Below are 17,197 nucleotides of genomic sequence, written 5' to 3' on the forward strand. Positions count from 1 at the left end.
TCCTCGCGAGTGAAGGGTGTGGACATGCGAATCTCTGAGGTCACCGCGCACAGTGGGGTACCAGCGACCACCCTGCGGTACTACGAGCAGCTCGACCTGATCACTTCAACCCGCGCCAGCAACGGATACCGCGAATACGGCCCCGAGGTATTGGAACGTCTGAGCTTTATCAGCGTGGCCAAGAAGATGAACTTGGACCTTGAGCAGATCAAGTGGCTTCTCCAGGTCACCGCAACCGGGACCTGCACCAACACCCGAGACGCCCTGCACCCAGTCCTTGCCGACCGGCTGCGGGAGGTGAAAGACAGCATTCGAAGGTTGGAAGAGCTGAAGGCCCTTTTGGAGCGTTCGTTAGAGCACGTGGCGACCTGTCCGGATAGTTCAGAGCCCTGTCAGTCAGAGTGCGCCTTCAAGGCGCTGATCTAATCCGCAGGGCTGCGTCTGGGTTTCTAAGAGTGCACGGTAGACCATCCTCTACCGTTCCCATCCCTCTCGCGGCTTAGCGCTGCGTGCTTGGTGGCTCCAGGGGGCTCCCAGGCCACGAACACTGCTTGTCCAAGAAAACTCTCTGGTGTCGTCATTACCTCTCGAAGGTGCGAGTGATTCAGCAGACCCCGCGTCCGGAAACAGTGTCCCCACACTGCGGCCGCGGGGTCTATGCGTTCCTAGCGCAAGCAGGCGGCCTCAGCACCGGAGTGGGATGCCATTCTCATGAGGTCTCGCCACAGCGTCCGACTACCAGAGCATTTCTACTAGGGAGCGGCATCTCCTAATGCGCGGCCGCCCTCTCATGGTCAAAGAGATTGCCGACTCGTTCACTACGCATGAGCGATCGGCGACTGGCGCGGAATGGCTTGAGGCCGCCGAGGCCAGTGCGACGGGCCTGCCGAATTCCTCGCCGAATCGCGCAACCTCGAATGAGGTTGCCTCCATCGACGTGACGTGGGTCTGGATCACCAGAGACGGGGACGCAATCATTGATCCCCAGACCGCCGGCTGTACTACTTCAACTCCGAGGAAGGGGACGAGGGAGAACGGCTGGTGAGTGACTTCCACTAAGAATCGGTCTGATTCTCAGAACACGAGAGACACCGGGGCAATAACGATCACCGGCAGGAACCAGTACAGCAGGGAAACTACCCAGTACTTGAGAGAAAAGCCCCAGCGATTCCTGTACATATACACAAGGTTGAAAATGCACCAGGCCCAGATGGGTAGCGTTCCAGTCACAACCAGGAGCACCGCCCCGAGTGCCGAGTCGTTGTCGCCTGCGGTGGCGACCAGGCCAGATCCGAAGATCAGGATCCAATACCCATGAGTGCGGCGTACCTGCACGGGATCGTCGCTGTACCGATGACGAGGTTCACGGCGGCGTGAATGCGGGTTAACCGGGTAGGGGTTCTCGGCGCATCCTCTAGCTGGTGCGCCTGTCTCGGGTGCTCGTCTTGTGCTTGGCTCAAGGGCTGCTCCCTTTCGGTCGCCGGCAGGCCTCGCCAGTGTTCCCCTGCGCGGCACCCCGACAGCCCCCCCCCTCGCGGGGTGCGGTGGGTCCCTGTTGAGTCTCCCAAGCCTAGTGGGGTCCCCGACCCGTCAATCCGCGCCCCGGCAGCCCCACGCCCCCTTATTTGAACCCCTCAACAATTTTCGCCCCTTGAGTGAGCGGGAAGAGCTGCGCGTTCCCCCTAAGTCGCCGTCAACGCTTGCGCTTGGCCCATGCAGTGCCACCGGCACCAGCCATCATCATGACCAGGATCAGAAGTATCAACGGGAGCATGCTCAGATCGTCCATGCGGTGCAGTCTAACCTTTGATCAGTGGAGCTGCGTCAGTGGCAGGTTGTGATGGTATCGACCGTTCCGTTCGTTCCACGACGGAACACGTCCGGAGTGGAGAGCGAGGTGGAGCGAGCTGCAGGACGGTGCCTGAACGGGTTTCATACACCTCGCGATGACGTGGCGACATGGGCTGACTCGCGTTCGGGATCGATTCCGTAGAAACCCCTGATAGAGCCTGACTCTTGCTCGAAAGGTTCGCGTCGGAACGGCCCCTGAGCTGATCGGATATTAGAACAGGGGCCAGGGAACCGCCGGCATATCGCCGGCGGGGGCCGGAAAACGCCTTGCCAAGCGCAACTTAGCGCAGCGAGCAGCCAGCGCAGCGATCTCCTCAGCGCTCAGCAGATCCGCCAGGGCCTCGCCCAGGTCACCATCCAGACCTTCGCTGACGCGGTCGATGCCGTCGAGTTCCTCGGTGCTCAACGAGTCTCCGAGCCAGCCCCAGAGGACCGTGCGCAGCTTGTGCTCGCGATGGAATGTGAGGCCATGGTCCACGCCGTGCCGGTTGCCGCCTGGCATGGCGAGGACGTGGTCGCCCTTACGGTCGGCGTTGTTGACGATCAGGTCGAACACCGCCATGCGCCGCAGCGCCGACGTGTCCTCGTGGATGAGGGCGACCATCCGTCCGCTCTGGTCTTGTCCTTCCAGAACGTGCTTCCAGCCCGTCTCGGGCACCTCGTCCGTCGCGACCAGGTTGACCGCATCCTGGTCTGGGTCCTGCTCTTTCCAGAGCTGCACCATTCCCTCGCCCAGGGGCCCGTCGCGCAGCCAGGTGTGCGGCACCACGTCCCAGCCCAGGTGCTCCGAGACCAGGTAGGCGGCGACTTCCCGGTGCGCCAGGGCGCCGTCCGGGAAGTCCCACAGCGGACTCTCGCCTGCCATCGGCTTGTAGACGACCATCACCTCGCCGATGGTCCCCAGGAAGGTCGCGTTGGACGCCGTCGTGATGCGGCCGGTGAGCGTCAGCTCGGCGGTCACCAGATCCGTCGCCGACATCAGTCCTCAGGAAGCGTGCAGGTATGCCCGTCGGCGTCCATCGGGTAGCCGCACAGTGGGCACGCCGGGCGACCGGCGCCCACGACCTCAAGGGTGCGCTTGGCGAACGCGCGTGCGGTGCCCACCGGAATTCGCACCAGCAGCATCTCGGTCTCCTGAGCGCTGTCCTCATCAGAAGATTCGAGGTCCTCATCGACATCGCCCTCCATGAGGGGGTGGGCCTCTATCACCACCTGGGCCGTGGTGGGGTCCCATCCCAGGCTCATGACGCCGGTGCGGAAATCTTCCTCAACGGGATCAAGGTCTTCATTGTCGACAAGTTCAGGGGGAGTGCCCGTGGGAACGCTGAAGGGATTGCCCTCGACGGAGATGAGCTGGTCGAGGATCTCGTCGATCTTCTCCGCCAGCTGAGCCGACTGCTGTTTCTCCAGGGCCACGCTCACGACGCGTGATCCTGCGCGCACCTGAAGGTAGAACGTGCGCTCCCCGGGAGGTCCTATGGTGCCGACGACCGCACGATCAGGCCAGTCAAACTCGTAAACACGTGTAGGCATATGAATATTCTAGGCGCATGTGGTTCACGGTTTCTCGTGTCCTGCGCCGCCACCCACCGGTGCATCGCCAGCGGGGGTGCCCTTCGCCAGCCACGAGAGATCCCCTGCGTCGGTATTGGTCGCGTGAACGCTCGTCCGGCCAGCACCGTAGCGCACGATGGACGCGGAGGCGGGTCCCACATTGATCCGCTGGAACAGATCCAGGTGCATGCCGAGTGCGTCGGCGAGTATCGACTTGATGACGTCACCGTGGCTGACCGCGACCCATACGGCCTCGGGCCCGTGCTCGGCTTCAACGGCGGCATCGTGGCGGCGAATCGCGGCCACCGCCCGAGCCTGCATCGCGGCCATCGATTCACCGCCGGGAAAGACGACGGCGGAGGGCTGCGACTGCACCAGCGACCACAGGTCTTCGGTCGCGAGATCGGTGAGCTTCCGGCCCTGCCACTGGCCGTAGTCGCATTCGGTGAGATCGACGTCGACAGGTGCCTGTGGCGTGCTCGGCTGGCGATCAAGGATGTGCTGCGCGGTCTGCTGACACCGCTCCAGCGGGCTCGAGACCACCGCGGCGAGGGGGACTGCCGCGAGCCGCTCTCCCGTGACAGCAGCCTGGTCCCGTCCGGTCTCGTCCAGACTGACGCCCTCGGCCCTGCCGGCCAGGACCCCGGTGGCATTTGCTGTGGTGCGGCCGTGCCGCACGAGAATCACTGTCGCCATCCAGCCAGCCTAACCACCCTGGCGACGACGTCTGCACGTCGGGTATTTTGGTGGCGGTGGCAGCCGCCACCTAGTGCGCTTCCACGTGAGGACCACGTGAATCATCGCGGAGAGCCCTGAGCACTTCAGGACATGTCCGGATGGGGTGCGGCGCTCAGTGCGCCAACTTCATTCCGCCGATGCCTGACATCGGCCGACGAAAGGACATGGCATGGTGTCGAAGGACGAAAAGAACCTTTCCTAGGTGATCGACAAGATCTCGAAGATGGATGAGCCGCGGCGGTCCGTCATGCAACAAGTGCACGACGTCGTCGTGACTGCGGCACCCTCCCTGAAACCCCGGATCTGGTACGGCATGCCCGCCTACGCGAAATCTGCGAGCGCTCCAGCCCTCCTCACGCTCCGCAACGATGAACGCTTGAACGTCGCGATCACCGAGAAGGCCACCTTCCGGCCGGCAGGCGGGGCGGACGCGGGGCTGATGCCCGCCGCGTGGTATTTCGAGACCGTGGACCCCGAGACCGAGAAACGCATCGCTGAGATCGCTCGTTCGGTAGTGGACTGAGCATCCAGTGAGCGCCCTCTTGGCTGCCCGGGGAGGGCGCTCGCCGCTCAGCTGCCCCGATAGAAGCTGGACCGCAGAAGTCGGGCGACGCAATTCCACCTCGACCAGAGTGGACGGTGAAGGGAGCAACCATGATCGAAAACCTCAACCGCCTCGTCGACGAGATCGAGCAGCGTCTTGCTGAAGACCTCGACGTCGACGCGCTCGCGAGAACTATGGGCACGACGGGCTACCACGTCCGCCGCATGTTCTCCTCGCTGGCGGGCATGCCCGTGTCTGACTATGTCCGGCGTCGGCGGATGACCGTCGCCGCTGCGGACGTGGTCGGTCAGGAGGATCTGCTCACGATCGCCGTGCGCTACGGGTACGGTTCCACCGAGGCTTTCGGGCGAGCGTTCCGTGCAGTGCACGGGGTGAGTCACGGTGAGGTGCGCCGTCATGGCGGCCCCCTTCGCAGTCAACCACAGCTCAGGTTCCGCCTGACCGTCGAAGGGAGCACCTCCATGGATGCCAGAATCACAGAACGACCGACCTTCCAGCTGATCGGGCACGCCGTCCGGGTGCCGCTGATCCATGAGGGCGTCAATCCGCATATCCAGCGGCATATCGCTTCTCTGCCCGCCCAGGAGCACGAGCGCCTGAAGGAGCTCGGCAACACCGAACCTGCCGGGCTGCTGCAGGTGAGCGCCGACGTCGACCCGGACTATTCCGAAGGCAGTGAGCTGACCTATCTCCACGGCGTCGCGGTCGACGACGGCGCCGCAGTGCCCGAGGACCTCGATGTGATCGAGGTGGCTGCGGGGGAGTGGGTGGTCTTCCGCAGCTCGGGGGCCCATCCGGCTGCTCTTCAGGAGGCCTACGCGGCGTCGGCGGCCGACTGGTTCCCGTCCAATCCGTGGAGGCTGCGGCCAGGCCCGTCGATCGTCTCCGTGATCGACCGTGCTCCGGACTTCAGCTCAGCGACGTGTGAATTGTGGTTCCCGGTCGAGCGCGCCTGACTCCAAGCAGGGTCGGGTTCCGTGTCGAACGGAGCCCGACCCTCTCTTCGTTCACGTGGTGTGTGACGATTGACCCCGGCGCACTCCGATCTCATCGTCTGGAACGCCACAGCATCACCATTCCTGACCTGGGTGAGGAGTGGGAAGGTGCGGAAGTGGCTTTCCTGGCAGACATCCAGGTCGGCATGTGGGGGACCAACACCGGGATGGCCGAAAGGGCCGTGGAGCGAATCGTCGAGGAAGAACCCGACCTGATTCTGCTCGGCGGGGACTTCGTCTACGGCGATGACCCCAGCACCGTGGACGACGCGATGTCGATACTCCAGCCCATCGTCGACTCTGGGATCACGACCGCAGCCGTCCTGGGAAACCACGACTATGAGGCCCACGCCGAGGAGAAGCTCACCAGCGCGCTTGAGTCCGCCGGCATCTCGGTCCTGCTCAACGAGGCACTTCCACTTTCACCCGCCGATGCCTCTCCAGAAGAGCAGTTCCACGTCGTCGGTGTCGGGCCCGCGCGTCCTGGGCTGGACCACGTCGAGCTGTCGCTGGCTGACCTGCCGGAGAGCGCGCCGCGGATGGTGCTCATGCACAACCCGGCGACGTACACCGAGCTTCCGGCTGAGAGCGGACCACTGTCTGTCGCGGGGCATACCCATTGCGGCCAGGTCGCGCTGCCGGGGACACTCGACTGGTCCTGGATGGGGCTGACCGAAGAAGAACGCATCGTCACCGGGGGCTTCGCGCCCGACGACCACGGAGAGGCGGGGAATCAGATGTTCGTCACCTGCGGCATCGGGTTCAGCCTCGTTCCCGTCCGCATCGCCGCTCCGCCGCAGATCGTGTTCTTCGAACTCAGCGCCGCCGAGTAGAACGAGACCTCGCCCGCGATCGTTGACACTCCGTGGCTGACCCCACACTGTTGATCGCACCATGGATCTGCGGCCTCGATGGGGGTCTGATATGAGTGCTGTCTACACCTGGGATGTCTTCTCCACGCTGGACGGCTATGGCTCCTTCACCGAGCACGCGGGCTGGGGAGGCTACTGGGACAAACAGGGCCCCGAGCTGCTGGAGCACCGCGCCCGGCAGTTCTCTGCGGAGCAGCACATGGTCTACGGCGCCACCACCTTCCGTGAGGTCGCCGAGATCATGTCGGCTGCCACAGACCCCAACGCCTGGGACGAGTGGAACGTTCGACTCCTGCAGATGCCGGCCACGGTGATCTCCTCCACCCTGCGCGACACCCTCGGCTGGCCACAGGCGGAGATCGTGCAAGGCGACGCGGTCGACGTCGTCCGTCGGCTGAAAGCGGACTCTTCCATCCCGCTGCGTTCCCAGGCGAGCCTGTCGCTGAACCGTGAGCTCATGGCCGCAGGACTGATCGACCGTCTGCAGGTCACCCTCTTCCCCGTGATCTCGGGCAGGAGCGGCACGAGTCCGATTCTGCGAGATGCCGAGGACTACGACCTGGACCTGCTGGAGAGCCGCACCCTCGACGGCAGAACCATGGAGCTCGTGTACCGCCCGACCCTGCGCAGGCGGTGAGGCGATGATGTCCGACTTTCACACCTCCACCGTCCAGCTCGACGACCGGTGATCCGCCAGGGGTCCCGCGACACCGCGCAGAACTTGGCATGAGCTCAGCGCAGCTGCTCGTAGTGCTCCGAGAGTCGGGGGTAGTAGTCATCCCAATTCACCGTGGAGGCGTCCGCCCCGGCCAGAACCCTGGCCAGACGATCGAGGTAGTACTCCCATCCCGGCCCCACGCTGCCCAACGCCTCGTCTGACGCCCGCTGGGCGAAGATCAGCTCCGTGGTGCCCTGCTCCTGGTGCAGCTCGAACCGCAGGTGCCAGACGTTGGAGCCGACGCCTGTGTCCACTGCGAAGCTGTGTGGTGGGCGGCAGTCCCGGATGAGGCATTCCTCCGGCGGCGCCTCCTCACCCTCGGCGGTCATCCGGAAGGTGACCTTGCCGGAGGCCGGGTCTCCCTCCCACCGGCCGATCCACTCCTCGAGCCGCTCAGATTTTGTCACCGCGGCCCAGGCCTCTTCGATGGGCAGCTGGAAGCGGCGCTCCAGGCGGAGTTCCCGGCCCAGCGGACCATCCTGCAGCCGTCCCGTGGGTTCGGGCTGGGTGGGGTGTGGTGCAGCGGACTTTGATCCTGTGGGATCTGGTGCTGCGGATTCTGATGCGGTGGTCATCGCGGACCCCTCAAGGCTGAGGCAGGAGGACGGTGGAGTAATTCACCGTGGGGCGTGACGTCAGGATACCTACGCGGAGCGCCGGTGGGGATAGACCGGCTCCCGGTCCTGGAAATCCAGGATGCTGTGATTCTGGATCACGCCGTTGTGGATCTCAATGGCGCGCGAGATCGTGAGGTTCTTCGCCCACGCGGCGGGCCCTTCCATCACGGTGCGCAGGAACGGCAGGATCGCCCCGCTGACCTCCCAGGTGGCGGAGTTCCACAGGTAGGACGGGGTGTGGTCCACGGCGTAGTAGTTCACACCCCGGCCCACCGTGAACATCGGCTCACCGAAGGTGGTGGGCTTCGGCCATTCGAAGCCCATGCCCGCGTCGCAGGAGACATCGATGATCAGACTTCCCGGGGCGAAGAGGTCCAGGTCCTCGTTGCGCAGGTAGGTCAAGGGTGCCGACACGTCCTGGAGCGTGCAGTTGACCACGATGTCGTGCGAGGCCAGAAACTCCGGGAGCAGCACGTCCCCGTCCGGGGTGAGCACGGTGCTCAGGTGTGTCGGACCGCCGTCGGTGTTGAGCTGAGCGATGTGGGCGGAGTGGATCGGTGAGCCGACCGCCGTGGCTCCGCGCTGGGTGAGCACCTGGATGTCGTGGATGCCGTGTGCCTTCAGCGCTGTCACCGCACCGCGTGCCGTCGCGCCGAAGCCGATGACCACCGCGCTCAGGCGTGGCCCGTAGTCGCCCGTGGAGCCGATCAGGCTCGTGGCGTGGATGACGGAGCAGTAGCCGGCCAGCTCGTTGTTCATGTGGAAGACGTGCAGGCTGAAGTCACCCCGGCGGGTCCAATGCTGCATCGCCTCGAAGGCGATCAGCGTCAGCCGTCCATCGATCGCGGTCTGGGTCATCGCGGCATCCTGCACGCAGTGCGGCCATCCCCACAGCACGCGGCCCGCGGGCATGGCTTCCACATCCTCGGCCTGCGGCTTGGGCAGCAGCAGCACATCTGCGGCGTCGATCACCTCGGCGCGTTCGGCTACTGTGCCGACACGGGATTCGAGGTAGCCCGGTTCGAGCTGGAAGTCCTGCCCGTAGCCGCGCTCCACGATCATTCGCGCGCGCAGGTCCGGGTCGATCTGATCCAGGTGGCGGGGGTGGATGGGCAGCCGACGCTCGTTCTCCATCGAAGAGTTCGCCAGAAGCCCGAGGCTGAGCAGCGACGCGGGAGGAACAGGTGAGGCTGCCGCAGCAGGTGAAGCAGGGGTGAAGCCGGTCATCCAGAGTCCCGTCATGAGGGAGCCAAGGACGGCTCCTTCCTTGACTGTACGCCGATCTCCCGCCGTCCACGCCGGGCGCGGGTCGGGTTCGGCGACTGGGGCGTCAGTCCACGCCGGGTCGACGCCGGTTCTGCTTCACCTCGGCCCGCTCCCGCTTTCCCTGCAGCCGCCGGCGATGGGATCCGCGGGTGCGTCGGGTGGGACGCCGAATGATCGGCGGAGCGATCGCCTCCCGGATCAGCTCTGCCAGACGCTGCCGCGCCGCGATCCTGTTGCGGTGTTGAGACCGGTGCTCCGCGGCGCTGATGGTCAGCACCGTGCCAGCCAGCCGCGCGTCGAGCCGCTCAAGGGCGAGCCTGCGCTGGGGCTCCGTGAGCGCCGTCGTCGTGCCGAGATCGAGCCTGAGCTGGACGCGAGAATCGGTGGTGTTGACGCCCTGGCCGCCCGGTCCCGAGGCATGGGTGAACTGCTCGGACAGCTCTCCAGCCGGCACGATGAGCCCGTGCGGCGCTCCAGGCCCCGGCGGTATGCGCAGATTCTCCACACACACCAGTCTGCCGCACCGGAGAGGGCAGAGGGTCTGGGCCCGGGTCCCGGCTCAGCGTCGCAGCTCAGCCCAGCGCTTCCAGGATCTGCACCGCCGCGCCGGTCCCGTCCTCCGATGCCATGCTGCGGGCTGCGGACTCTACGGCCGGTCGGTAGGACTCCGCCTCGGCCAAGCCGCGGGTCACAGTCTCCGCGGTGAGTCTCCGCTGGGGAATCGGCGCCGGGGAGAGCCCCTGTTCATGCAGACGCCTGCCCCAGAAGGGCTGGTCGGCGATGAAGGGGACGGGGATGGAGACGGCCCCTGCGGCGGTCGCCGCGTGCACCGTCCCGATCCCGCCGTGGTGGACCGCTGCCAGCGCCTGCGGCAGGACTGCCTCGTGCGGGACCGAAGGGGTGACAAGCAGGTCCTCACCGGCCAGCGAGGGCGGCACCTGTAAGCCCCCGAGCCCGGTCGCGATCAGTCCACGGGCGCCGAAGCTGCGGATGCCGCGGATGACCTCACTGGCGCGCGCCACCGGATCATCGGTTGCCATGGACCCGAAGCCCGCGTAGACGAAGTCGCCCTCCGCGAGGAACCTCGCGAGCTCGGCGGAGACTGTTCCCTCAGCGAACCCGGTCTCTTCCGTGGTCACGGTCTCCGAAGCATCGCGTCTCCAGGGTCCGGTGAGGTGGACCGATGCGTCCCAGTCATCGGGTCGGCGCAGCAGGACGGGGCTGATGGGCAGGAGCGTGGCGGCAGGCGGGGCCGGCCGGCGGCGATAGCTGCCGACCATTCGGGAGACCTCGCTGAGGTCCTCCCGGAACATCGCCTCACCGGCGCTGGCCAGTCGATAGGTTGCTGGGTTGAAGCGTCCCAGATCCCTGGTGAGGGTTCCGGCGGCGGGAAACGCGCGGGTGGGCGTCACGGCGGGCACGATCTCGACCAGCACGTGGGGGATGGACAGGGCATCGGCGGTCACGGAGGCGGAGAGGATCTTCGGGTGCGCCACCAGGAGATCGGGACGGTAGTCCATCGCGGCTCGTGCTGACCCCAGAAGCACCTGCCGCATGAGCGGTTTCACCACGCTGCGATAGGAGCGGAATGCGGCTGCTGGGGAGACCCCCTGCTGCGCGATCAGCGCCGAGTAGTCGACCCCGAGGCTCACGACGTCGAGGTCCGCGAGGTCGGCGCCGGAATGGTCTGGAACCACCAGGCGCACCTCGTGTCCGGCCCGGACCGCCCGGTGGGCAAGCGCGACGAAAGGTTCCACGTCCCCGCGCGAGCCCGCGGTGGCCAGAAGGATCCGCATGTCACCGCACTCCTGTGGTGGTCCGCCCGAGCTGATTCTCCCGCTGCGGCGCGGCGAAGACCGTGGTGACCTCGGCTGCGTACAGCACCGAATCCGGCGCACGGTCTGCAAGCCCCTCGAAACCGGCCGCCGCGAGCAGCCCATCCTGCAGGTGCACCAGCTCGGCCTGCTGCAGCGGCCACGGCTCATGATGATTGCGGCAATAGATGGTGCGCCCCAGATGACGTTCGTGGAAGCCCCACCGCGAGGTCAGGAACTGCGCCAGCGGATCCTCCGCGAGGGCCGCGTTCTGCGCGGAGTCTCCGCCGGGACGCACGATCATCTGGGAGGCTGCGGCGCGCTGGCCGTGCCGTCTGGTCCGGTAGGACACCTCGCCGCCTCGGCGCTGCAGCGACATCGAGGCCCACTGATACTTCAGCCCGAATGCCGCTCGAGCGATCAGCACCGGGATCAGGTGCGAGGCCTCCAAGCTGAGGAACACCACTCCGCGGTGGCCCTTCGCGTCGATGGAATACAGCCGGACATTGACCTCGGGGAAGTTTCCCAGCCACGGGATGCGCGGACCGCCGAAGAACGAGCTCTGCGACATCTGGAAGCCGATGAGCCCCACCCAGCTGCTGCCGTCGATCACATCGGGGGTGCAGCCCGGCGGCATATAGGGTTCGACGACGCTCGGGTCGACCCGCCAATGCAGAAACGAGACGTCACTCCAGCGCTGTCGCAGAATGGCGGCGCTGCCCAGCGGGGGAGCCTCGGTCATCTGGTCAGTCCACCCTTTCAAGCGAAGCCGCCCCATAGCGCGTACATTATCTAGCGGCGGAAGTGCGAGACGTTTGCGCCGCACCACAGAGGGCGGCGATGGCTGCAAGCTTAGAAGGGCCCGAGCCGGATTGAGAATCGATGACGAAGGACACGACATGACTGGTCGCCCGAGCACGGTGTCTGTCGTCATTCCGGTCAAGGACGACAGCACAGAGCTCGCCGTCTGCCTCGCGGCCCTGCACGCGCAGACTCGACCAGCCGAGGAGATCATCGTCGTGGACAACGCCTCCTCCGATGACTCAGCCGCCACCGCCCGCGCACACGGCGCCACCGTGCTCAGCTGCCTTGAGCCGGGGATCCCCGCGGCGAGCGCCGCCGGCTACGACGCGGCCACCGGCGACCTGATCCTGCGCCTGGACGCCGACTGCGTCCCGCCCGCCTGCTGGATCCAGGACGTCATCAGTGCCTTCGAGAAACAGCCCCAGGTGGCCGCGCTCACCGGTCCCGCACGATTCATCGACGGCCCGGCGCTGCTGCGGCCACCGCTCGTGGCGGCCTACCTCCTCGCCTACCGCTGCTTCTCGCTGCCCGCGCTGGGACACCAGCCGCTCTTCGGCTCCAACCTGGCGATGCGCCGTGAGGCGTGGCAGTCGGTCCGACTCGGAGTCCACCGCGAAGACCCAGAGATCCACGATGACCTCGACCTCTCCTTCCACCTCGGTGAACGCCACCGGTTGGGACGGGTCCGGGGAGAGCCGATGGGGATCTCGATGCGACCCTTCCGGAATGCCCGATCCTTTCAGCGGCGCATGCGCCGAGGCCTGCGCACCGTGACGATCCACTGGCCGCAGGACTTCCCTCCCTACCGGTGGCGCCGGATGCGGACACGCCGGCACGGCGCCGAGGGCTCCCCAGCACAGGAGGGCCGGACACATGGCCACGCCTGAGCATGAGCCCCTGCCCGAGCATGAGCCCCGCCCCGAGGTAGACACGCCGGGCGCCGGCACCACCGCCCACGACGACGCCGTCCTTATCGGGCCCGTCGCGGCGCCTCACCTGCACGTGATGAGCTGGAACATCCGGCGTCGTACCGTGCGGTTCCATCCTCGGGTCGCAGACCGCTGGCATCGGCGCGCGCCGGGAGTCCGTGCCCTGCTCCAGGCTGAGCGGCCCACTCTGTTGGGAGCCCAGGAAGCTCTGGGGGATCAGTCCGACTTTCTGGCCGAGTCGCTGGGAGGCGGCTACGGCGTCGTCGGTCATGGACGGGGGCCGCGCGGCGGGGGAGAAGCCTCACCGATCTTCTACGACACCGACCGGCTCGAGCTGCTGGACTTCGAACAGACCGCCCTCTCCGATGCGCCGCACTCCCCGGGCTCGACCTCCTGGGGCAACCTCATCCCGCGCGCCCTGGTCTCCGCTCGGTTCCGCGACCGCGAGACCTCCGCGGTCTTCCTCGCCCTGAACACGCACCTCGATCACCTCTCTGCGCGGTCCCGGCTGCGCTCCGCCCAGGTGATCCGCGAACACGTCCTGCGCAGCGATCTGCCTGCCGTGCTCACCGCGGACTTCAATGCGGATCGAACGAGTGCGCCGCTGGCCGAACTGCTCCAGGACGCGGCGCTCGCCGAGACCTGGGCGGCCGCGGAGCGCCACGACAGCCACGAATGGGGCACCTTCGCGAACTACCGGTCCCCGCGCAGAGACCGCCCGCGCATCGACTGGATCCTCGCCACACCCGGCGTCCGGGTGCTGCGCGCAGCGATCAACCCCCAGCGCCATGGCGACGCCTGGGCCTCCGACCACCTTCCAGTCCACGCCGTGGTGACACTTCCCAAGGAGGGCGATGCCCCATGATGGAGAACTTCCTGCGCCGCCCGCAGACCCCCGCCGAGCTGATCGCCGATGTGCTGCGCGCGTTCGGGGTGTTCAGCGTCATCTTTGCCGCGGTGGTCTTCGACCTCACCGACGCCGGCATACTCGCCTTCGTCCTGCCGGCCGTCTTCGCCCCACGGTTCCTCGGGACCAGGGCCGGGGCAGACATCACCTTGTCGTTGACGGTGCTCATCGCTGGATGGAGCAACGTGTGGGGGCTCTACGAGAGCGTCCCCGGGTGGGATCTTGCCGTGCACTTCGTCTGCACCGGTGTCCTCGCGGCGAGTCTGTGCCTGTTGCTGGGCCGGGTGCAGACGCTGCCTGCCCCGCGCAGCGCCCTGGCGACGACGACGCTCGGCATCACGCTGACCACCGCATTCGGGCTCGCGCTGAGCGCGATCTGGGAGATGGTGGAATGGGTCGGCTTCGTCTATGTCACCCAGGGGATCAACGTCGATTACACAGACACCATCGGTGACATGGCCGCCGGGGGACTCGGAGCCCTGTGCGCCGGACTGTTCCTGACCTTCTTCGGCCGCTTCGACGGGGAGCGGGACACCCCGCACCGGAGGCCCCGCACAGTACCCCGCGCCACGTCCACCTAGAATGACCACCACGCCACCGGAGGGAGCGTCATGGACGCTGACGTCATCGTGATCGGAGCCGGACTCGCCGGCCTGCAGGCTGCTCGACGCCTCCAACGTCTGGGCCACGCCGTCGCGGTGCTCGAAGCCGGAGACGCCGTGGGCGGCCGGGTGCGCACCGACGTCGTCGACGGCTTCCGCTGCGACCGAGGCTTTCAGGTGTTGAACCCCGCCTACTCCGCCGTGCGGGAATGGATCGACGTCCCGGCGCTGGGGCTGCAGCGGTTCGGCGTCGGCGCCGTCATCCGGAACGGGCGGCGCACCACCACCCTGGCGCATCCGCTGCGCCATCCCCAGCACGCCTTGGCCACCCTGCGCAGCCGCCACACCCCGACCACAGACCTGCTCGCCCTGGCACGCTGGATCGCCCCGGGCCTTCCCCGCCTCCCGGGGGTCCGCGGCTCCTCGACCCAGGACCTGGACCGGACGCTCGATGCCTCGCTGGACGCGGTGGGCCTGACGGGCCGGCTGCGCCGCGACGTGCTCGACACCTTCCTGGCCGGGGTCCTCGCCGACAGCACCGGAGAGAACTCCGCGGCCTACGTGCGCATGCTGGTCCGCTACTTCGCCCTGGGCACGCCCGGGCTGCCCCAGGAGGGCATGCAGGCGCTGCCCGAACAGATGGCCGGATCGCTGGGGGACTCGGTGCGACTGCGCACCGCCGCCAGGGACCTGCGGCACAGCGGCACTGGCGTCGAGGTCAGCACCGACAGTGGCACGCTTCGTGCACGCGCCGCCGTCGTCGCGGTCGGGGTGGAGCAGCTGGGGGAACTGGGCGGAGACCTCGCCGATCACCCGGCCGGGGAGACCCATGGCCTGACCACCTGGTGGTTCCGCGCCCCAGAGCTGCCTCGGTCCGGACCGTTCCTGATGCTCGACGCCTCGCGCCCAGGCGGCGGACCCGCGGGGCCGATCTGGAACACCGCTGTGGTCTCCCAGGCAGCGCCCTCCTACGCCCCGGCGGGAGAGCACCTCATCCAGGCGACCACGCTGCTGGACCGTCCCGACGGGCTCGCGGAAGAGGCCGCCGTGCGCCGTGACCTCGAACGGCTCTACCAGACCTCCACCCGGGACTGGGAGATGCTCATCCATCACGTGGTCCCGCACACGCTGCCCGCGATGCCTCCGCCGCTGGTGGACCAGGGGCCGGAACGCATCGGGCAGCGCATCCTGGTGGCCGGAGATCACCGGGAGAACGGCTCCATCCAAGGGGCGATGGTCTCGGGCGACCGGGCCGCACGGACCGTGTCGAGGCTCCTCGCGGCGTGACCGGGCCTGAGCTGCGCCTGGTCCTGCCGCACCAGCTCTTCGCAGAGCATCTCCAGGCCCCGGCGGACACCGCGTTCGTGCTCCTCGAGCATGATCTGCTGTTCCGGCAATACCGCTTCCACGCCCAGAAGCTGGTGCTGCACCGAGCCTCGATGGCCCACTTCGCGCGCAGCCTGCGCCGGCGCGGGTTCGCGGTGGAGGTCCTGGGCAGCGAGGCTTCGCGCAGCTCGCATGAGCAGCTGGCCGCCCTGATCGCGGAGCTGCGCCCCGCGCGCGTGACTCTCTTCGACGTGGTCGATGACTGGTTGGAGCAGCAGCTGTTCGCGGCGCTCGCGGAGGGTGGCTGCCAGCTCCGTGCGGAAGACGTCCTGGAGACCCCGAACTTCCTCACCAGCCGGGCGCAGATCCAGGAGTGGTTCGCCCAGCACGACAGCCGCATGCATGACTTCTATGTGTGGCAGCGTCGGCGGCTGAACCTCCTGGTGGACGCTGAGGGGGAACCGGTGGGTGGTAGATGGTCCTTCGACTCCGAGAACCGCAAGAAGCTTCCACGCGGCTACACCCCTGCTGTGGTGAGTCGCTTCGCGGACCACTCGGTGGTGCAGCGGGAGCCGATGTTCGACCTCGAAGCCCTCATGGGTCAGCCCGAGAAGAACGACGACGGCGGCGCTGCCAGCGGCCAGGCGGCCGACAGTCCTGACGCCGGCCAGAGCGACGACGACGGCGCGGCGGAGGACGTCGCTGCCGCCATCGCCTGGGTGACCGAGGAGTTCCCCGACGCCCCGGGCGACCCGACGCAGTTCGCCTGGCCGATCACCGCCGAGGACGCCCGCGCGCACCTGCAGGAGTTCGTCCGTGACCGGCTCGATGACTTCGGACCCTATGAGGACGCGATCTCCGCGGAGCACCCGTTCATCGCGCACGGCCTGCTGACACCGCCGCTGAACATCGGGCTGCTGGACCCGCGGGAGGTGGTCCAGGCCGTGCTCGATGGCGCCCGAAAGGACACCCCGCTGGCCTCCGTGGAGGGTTTCCTGCGGCAGGTCATCGGCTGGCGAGAATACATGCGGGCCACCTACCGGGTCCGTGGCCGCGGACTGCGCAGCGCCAATCGGCTCAGCCACCACAACAGGCTGGGGGAGGGGTGGTGGGACGCGAGCACCGGCCTGGCGCCCGTGGACCTGGTGATCTCACGGGTGCTGGCCACCGGGTATGCCCACCACATCGAGCGGCTCATGGTGCTCGGCAATGCGATGTCCCTGCTGCGGATCGACCCGGAGCAGGTCTACGAATGGTTCATGGAGCTCTTCGTCGACGCCTATGACTGGGTCATGGTCCCCAACGTCTACGCGATGAGCCAGTTCGCCGCCGGTGAGGCGATCACCACCAAGCCCTATGTCTCCGGCAGCAACTACCTTCGCAAGATGTCAGACCTGTCCTCCGGAGACTGGACGGCCGACTGGGACGGGCTCTACTGGACCTTCATCCGGGATCACCGTGAGATCTTCGCCGCCAATCCGCGCGCGAAGATGGTCGTGTCCCTGCTGGAGCGGATGGAGCAGGACACGCGAGCAGACCACCATCGCCGAGCGGGCGCGCTGCTGGAGCCCTCCCAGCCGACGCGGCTGCTGCGCCCCTAAGTGACCAAGGCCGACACCACCCCTTGACATGCAAGCAG

18 protein-coding genes are annotated in these 17,197 nt (G+C 67.1%); 10 read left to right on the forward strand and 8 right to left on the reverse strand.

Going from position 1 to position 17,197, the window contains the following annotated elements:
* Nucleotides 1-24: 24 nt before the first annotated feature.
* On the forward strand, nucleotides 25-426 hold the full coding sequence (locus H4W26_RS13210; RefSeq protein ID WP_192592655.1) for a MerR family transcriptional regulator: 402 nt from the start codon (nucleotides 25-27) through the stop codon (nucleotides 424-426).
* 1,636 nt (nucleotides 427-2,062) lie between these two features.
* On the opposite strand, the gene H4W26_RS13215 is transcribed toward H4W26_RS13210, so the two are convergent.
* The 3 genes from H4W26_RS13215 to H4W26_RS13225 are packed head-to-tail and all read right to left on the reverse strand — an operon-like array spanning nucleotide 2,063 to nucleotide 4,101.
* Nucleotides 2,063-2,830 carry an SCO1664 family protein gene (locus H4W26_RS13215; RefSeq protein WP_192592656.1) on the reverse strand — a complete coding sequence of 256 codons (768 nt, stop codon included), beginning with the start codon at nucleotides 2,828-2,830 and terminating at the stop codon, nucleotides 2,063-2,065.
* Complete coding sequence (locus H4W26_RS13220) at nucleotides 2,830-3,384, reverse strand: DUF3090 domain-containing protein (protein ID WP_192592657.1); 555 nt, start codon at nucleotides 3,382-3,384, stop codon at nucleotides 2,830-2,832. The genes H4W26_RS13215 and H4W26_RS13220 overlap by 1 nt, the downstream gene beginning before the upstream one ends.
* A gap of 24 nt (nucleotides 3,385-3,408) precedes the next feature.
* Nucleotides 3,409-4,101, reverse strand: a complete 693-nt coding sequence (locus tag H4W26_RS13225) for a histidine phosphatase family protein (RefSeq protein WP_192592658.1) — start codon at nucleotides 4,099-4,101, stop codon at nucleotides 3,409-3,411.
* A 244-nt stretch (nucleotides 4,102-4,345) separates the two neighbouring features.
* On the opposite strand from H4W26_RS13225, the gene H4W26_RS13230 reads away from it, so the two are divergent.
* The 4 genes from H4W26_RS13230 (at nucleotide 4,346) to H4W26_RS13245 (ending at nucleotide 7,212) form a co-directional block, all read left to right on the forward strand.
* Nucleotides 4,346-4,666, forward strand: coding sequence for a DUF1801 domain-containing protein (locus tag H4W26_RS13230; RefSeq protein ID WP_225940032.1), 321 nt, complete (start codon nucleotides 4,346-4,348; stop codon nucleotides 4,664-4,666).
* Nucleotides 4,667-4,797: 131 nt separating this feature from the next.
* Complete coding sequence (locus H4W26_RS13235) at nucleotides 4,798-5,664, forward strand: AraC family transcriptional regulator (RefSeq protein WP_192592659.1); 867 nt, start codon at nucleotides 4,798-4,800, stop codon at nucleotides 5,662-5,664.
* A gap of 155 nt (nucleotides 5,665-5,819) precedes the next feature.
* A complete protein-coding gene (locus H4W26_RS13240) occupies nucleotides 5,820-6,536 on the forward strand; it encodes a metallophosphoesterase (protein ID WP_192592660.1) in 717 nt (238 codons plus the stop codon).
* Between the two features lie 91 nt (nucleotides 6,537-6,627).
* Entirely contained in the window at nucleotides 6,628-7,212 is a 585-nt protein-coding gene (locus tag H4W26_RS13245; RefSeq protein ID WP_192592661.1) for a dihydrofolate reductase family protein, read from the forward strand.
* A 95-nt stretch (nucleotides 7,213-7,307) separates the two neighbouring features.
* On the opposite strand, the gene H4W26_RS13250 is transcribed toward H4W26_RS13245, so the two are convergent.
* From H4W26_RS13250 to H4W26_RS13270, 5 genes are all read right to left on the reverse strand, one after another.
* Nucleotides 7,308-7,868, reverse strand: coding sequence for an SRPBCC domain-containing protein (locus H4W26_RS13250; RefSeq protein ID WP_192592662.1), 561 nt, complete (start codon nucleotides 7,866-7,868; stop codon nucleotides 7,308-7,310).
* A 69-nt stretch (nucleotides 7,869-7,937) separates the two neighbouring features.
* Complete coding sequence (locus tag H4W26_RS13255; RefSeq protein ID WP_192592663.1) at nucleotides 7,938-9,137, reverse strand: N(5)-(carboxyethyl)ornithine synthase; 1,200 nt, start codon at nucleotides 9,135-9,137, stop codon at nucleotides 7,938-7,940.
* A 103-nt stretch (nucleotides 9,138-9,240) separates the two neighbouring features.
* Nucleotides 9,241-9,681, reverse strand: coding sequence for an alternative ribosome rescue aminoacyl-tRNA hydrolase ArfB (gene arfB / locus H4W26_RS13260; RefSeq protein WP_192592664.1), 441 nt, complete (start codon nucleotides 9,679-9,681; stop codon nucleotides 9,241-9,243).
* A gap of 67 nt (nucleotides 9,682-9,748) precedes the next feature.
* Nucleotides 9,749-10,972 (reverse strand): glycosyltransferase, encoded by a 1,224-nt coding sequence (locus H4W26_RS13265; protein WP_192592665.1) that lies wholly within the window; start codon nucleotides 10,970-10,972, stop codon nucleotides 9,749-9,751.
* Between the two features lies 1 nt (nucleotide 10,973).
* Nucleotides 10,974-11,732 (reverse strand): YqjF family protein, encoded by a 759-nt coding sequence (locus tag H4W26_RS13270; protein ID WP_192592666.1) that lies wholly within the window; start codon nucleotides 11,730-11,732, stop codon nucleotides 10,974-10,976.
* 157 nt (nucleotides 11,733-11,889) lie between these two features.
* Here H4W26_RS13270 and H4W26_RS13275 point away from each other — a divergent pair, with 157 nt between their 5' ends.
* From H4W26_RS13275 to H4W26_RS13295, 5 genes are read left to right on the forward strand one after another with little or no spacing between them, the layout of a single operon-like run.
* Nucleotides 11,890-12,681 carry a glycosyltransferase family 2 protein gene (locus H4W26_RS13275; RefSeq protein ID WP_192592667.1) on the forward strand — a complete coding sequence of 264 codons (792 nt, stop codon included), beginning with the start codon at nucleotides 11,890-11,892 and terminating at the stop codon, nucleotides 12,679-12,681.
* The gene (locus H4W26_RS13280) at nucleotides 12,668-13,588 is read left to right on the forward strand and encodes an endonuclease/exonuclease/phosphatase family protein (RefSeq protein ID WP_225940033.1); all 921 of its coding nucleotides are present in this window, start codon (nucleotides 12,668-12,670) and stop codon (nucleotides 13,586-13,588) included. Before H4W26_RS13275 ends, H4W26_RS13280 begins: the two co-directional genes overlap by 14 nt.
* Entirely contained in the window at nucleotides 13,585-14,211 is a 627-nt protein-coding gene (locus H4W26_RS13285; protein ID WP_192592668.1) for a hypothetical protein, read from the forward strand. Before H4W26_RS13280 ends, H4W26_RS13285 begins: the two co-directional genes overlap by 4 nt.
* Nucleotides 14,212-14,241: 30 nt before the next feature.
* Entirely contained in the window at nucleotides 14,242-15,519 is a 1,278-nt protein-coding gene (locus tag H4W26_RS13290; protein WP_192592669.1) for an NAD(P)/FAD-dependent oxidoreductase, read from the forward strand.
* Entirely contained in the window at nucleotides 15,516-17,159 is a 1,644-nt protein-coding gene (locus H4W26_RS13295) for a cryptochrome/photolyase family protein (RefSeq protein ID WP_192592670.1), read from the forward strand. Before H4W26_RS13290 ends, H4W26_RS13295 begins: the two co-directional genes overlap by 4 nt.
* The last annotated feature ends 38 nt before the right edge of the window (nucleotides 17,160-17,197 follow it).

The sequence above is a fragment of the Nesterenkonia halotolerans genome, from assembly GCF_014874065.1.
GTDB classification, from domain to species: domain Bacteria; phylum Actinomycetota; class Actinomycetes; order Actinomycetales; family Micrococcaceae; genus Nesterenkonia; species Nesterenkonia halotolerans.

Bases quoted from the DNA above. Each gene is read 5' to 3' on its own strand.
- H4W26_RS13215 (WP_192592656.1), bottom strand. From the start codon at position 2,830: ATGTCGGCGACGGATCTGGTGACCGCCGAGCTGACGCTCACCGGCCGC.
- H4W26_RS13245 (WP_192592661.1), top strand. From the start codon at position 6,628: ATGAGTGCTGTCTACACCTGGGATGTCTTCTCCACGCTGGACGGCTAT.
- H4W26_RS13285 (WP_192592668.1), top strand. From the start codon at position 13,585: ATGATGGAGAACTTCCTGCGCCGCCCGCAGACCCCCGCCGAGCTGATC.
- H4W26_RS13210 (WP_192592655.1), top strand. From the start codon at position 25: ATGCGAATCTCTGAGGTCACCGCGCACAGTGGGGTACCAGCGACCACC.
- H4W26_RS13220 (WP_192592657.1), bottom strand. From the start codon at position 3,384: ATGCCTACACGTGTTTACGAGTTTGACTGGCCTGATCGTGCGGTCGTC.
- H4W26_RS13270 (WP_192592666.1), bottom strand. From the start codon at position 11,732: ATGACCGAGGCTCCCCCGCTGGGCAGCGCCGCCATTCTGCGACAGCGC.
- H4W26_RS13250 (WP_192592662.1), bottom strand. From the start codon at position 7,868: ATGACCACCGCATCAGAATCCGCAGCACCAGATCCCACAGGATCAAAG.
- H4W26_RS13225 (WP_192592658.1), bottom strand. From the start codon at position 4,101: ATGGCGACAGTGATTCTCGTGCGGCACGGCCGCACCACAGCAAATGCC.
- H4W26_RS13280 (WP_225940033.1), top strand. From the start codon at position 12,668: ATGGCCACGCCTGAGCATGAGCCCCTGCCCGAGCATGAGCCCCGCCCC.
- H4W26_RS13290 (WP_192592669.1), top strand. From the start codon at position 14,242: ATGGACGCTGACGTCATCGTGATCGGAGCCGGACTCGCCGGCCTGCAG.
- H4W26_RS13255 (WP_192592663.1), bottom strand. From the start codon at position 9,137: ATGACCGGCTTCACCCCTGCTTCACCTGCTGCGGCAGCCTCACCTGTT.
- H4W26_RS13275 (WP_192592667.1), top strand. From the start codon at position 11,890: ATGACTGGTCGCCCGAGCACGGTGTCTGTCGTCATTCCGGTCAAGGAC.
- H4W26_RS13235 (WP_192592659.1), top strand. From the start codon at position 4,798: ATGATCGAAAACCTCAACCGCCTCGTCGACGAGATCGAGCAGCGTCTT.
- H4W26_RS13265 (WP_192592665.1), bottom strand. From the start codon at position 10,972: ATGCGGATCCTTCTGGCCACCGCGGGCTCGCGCGGGGACGTGGAACCT.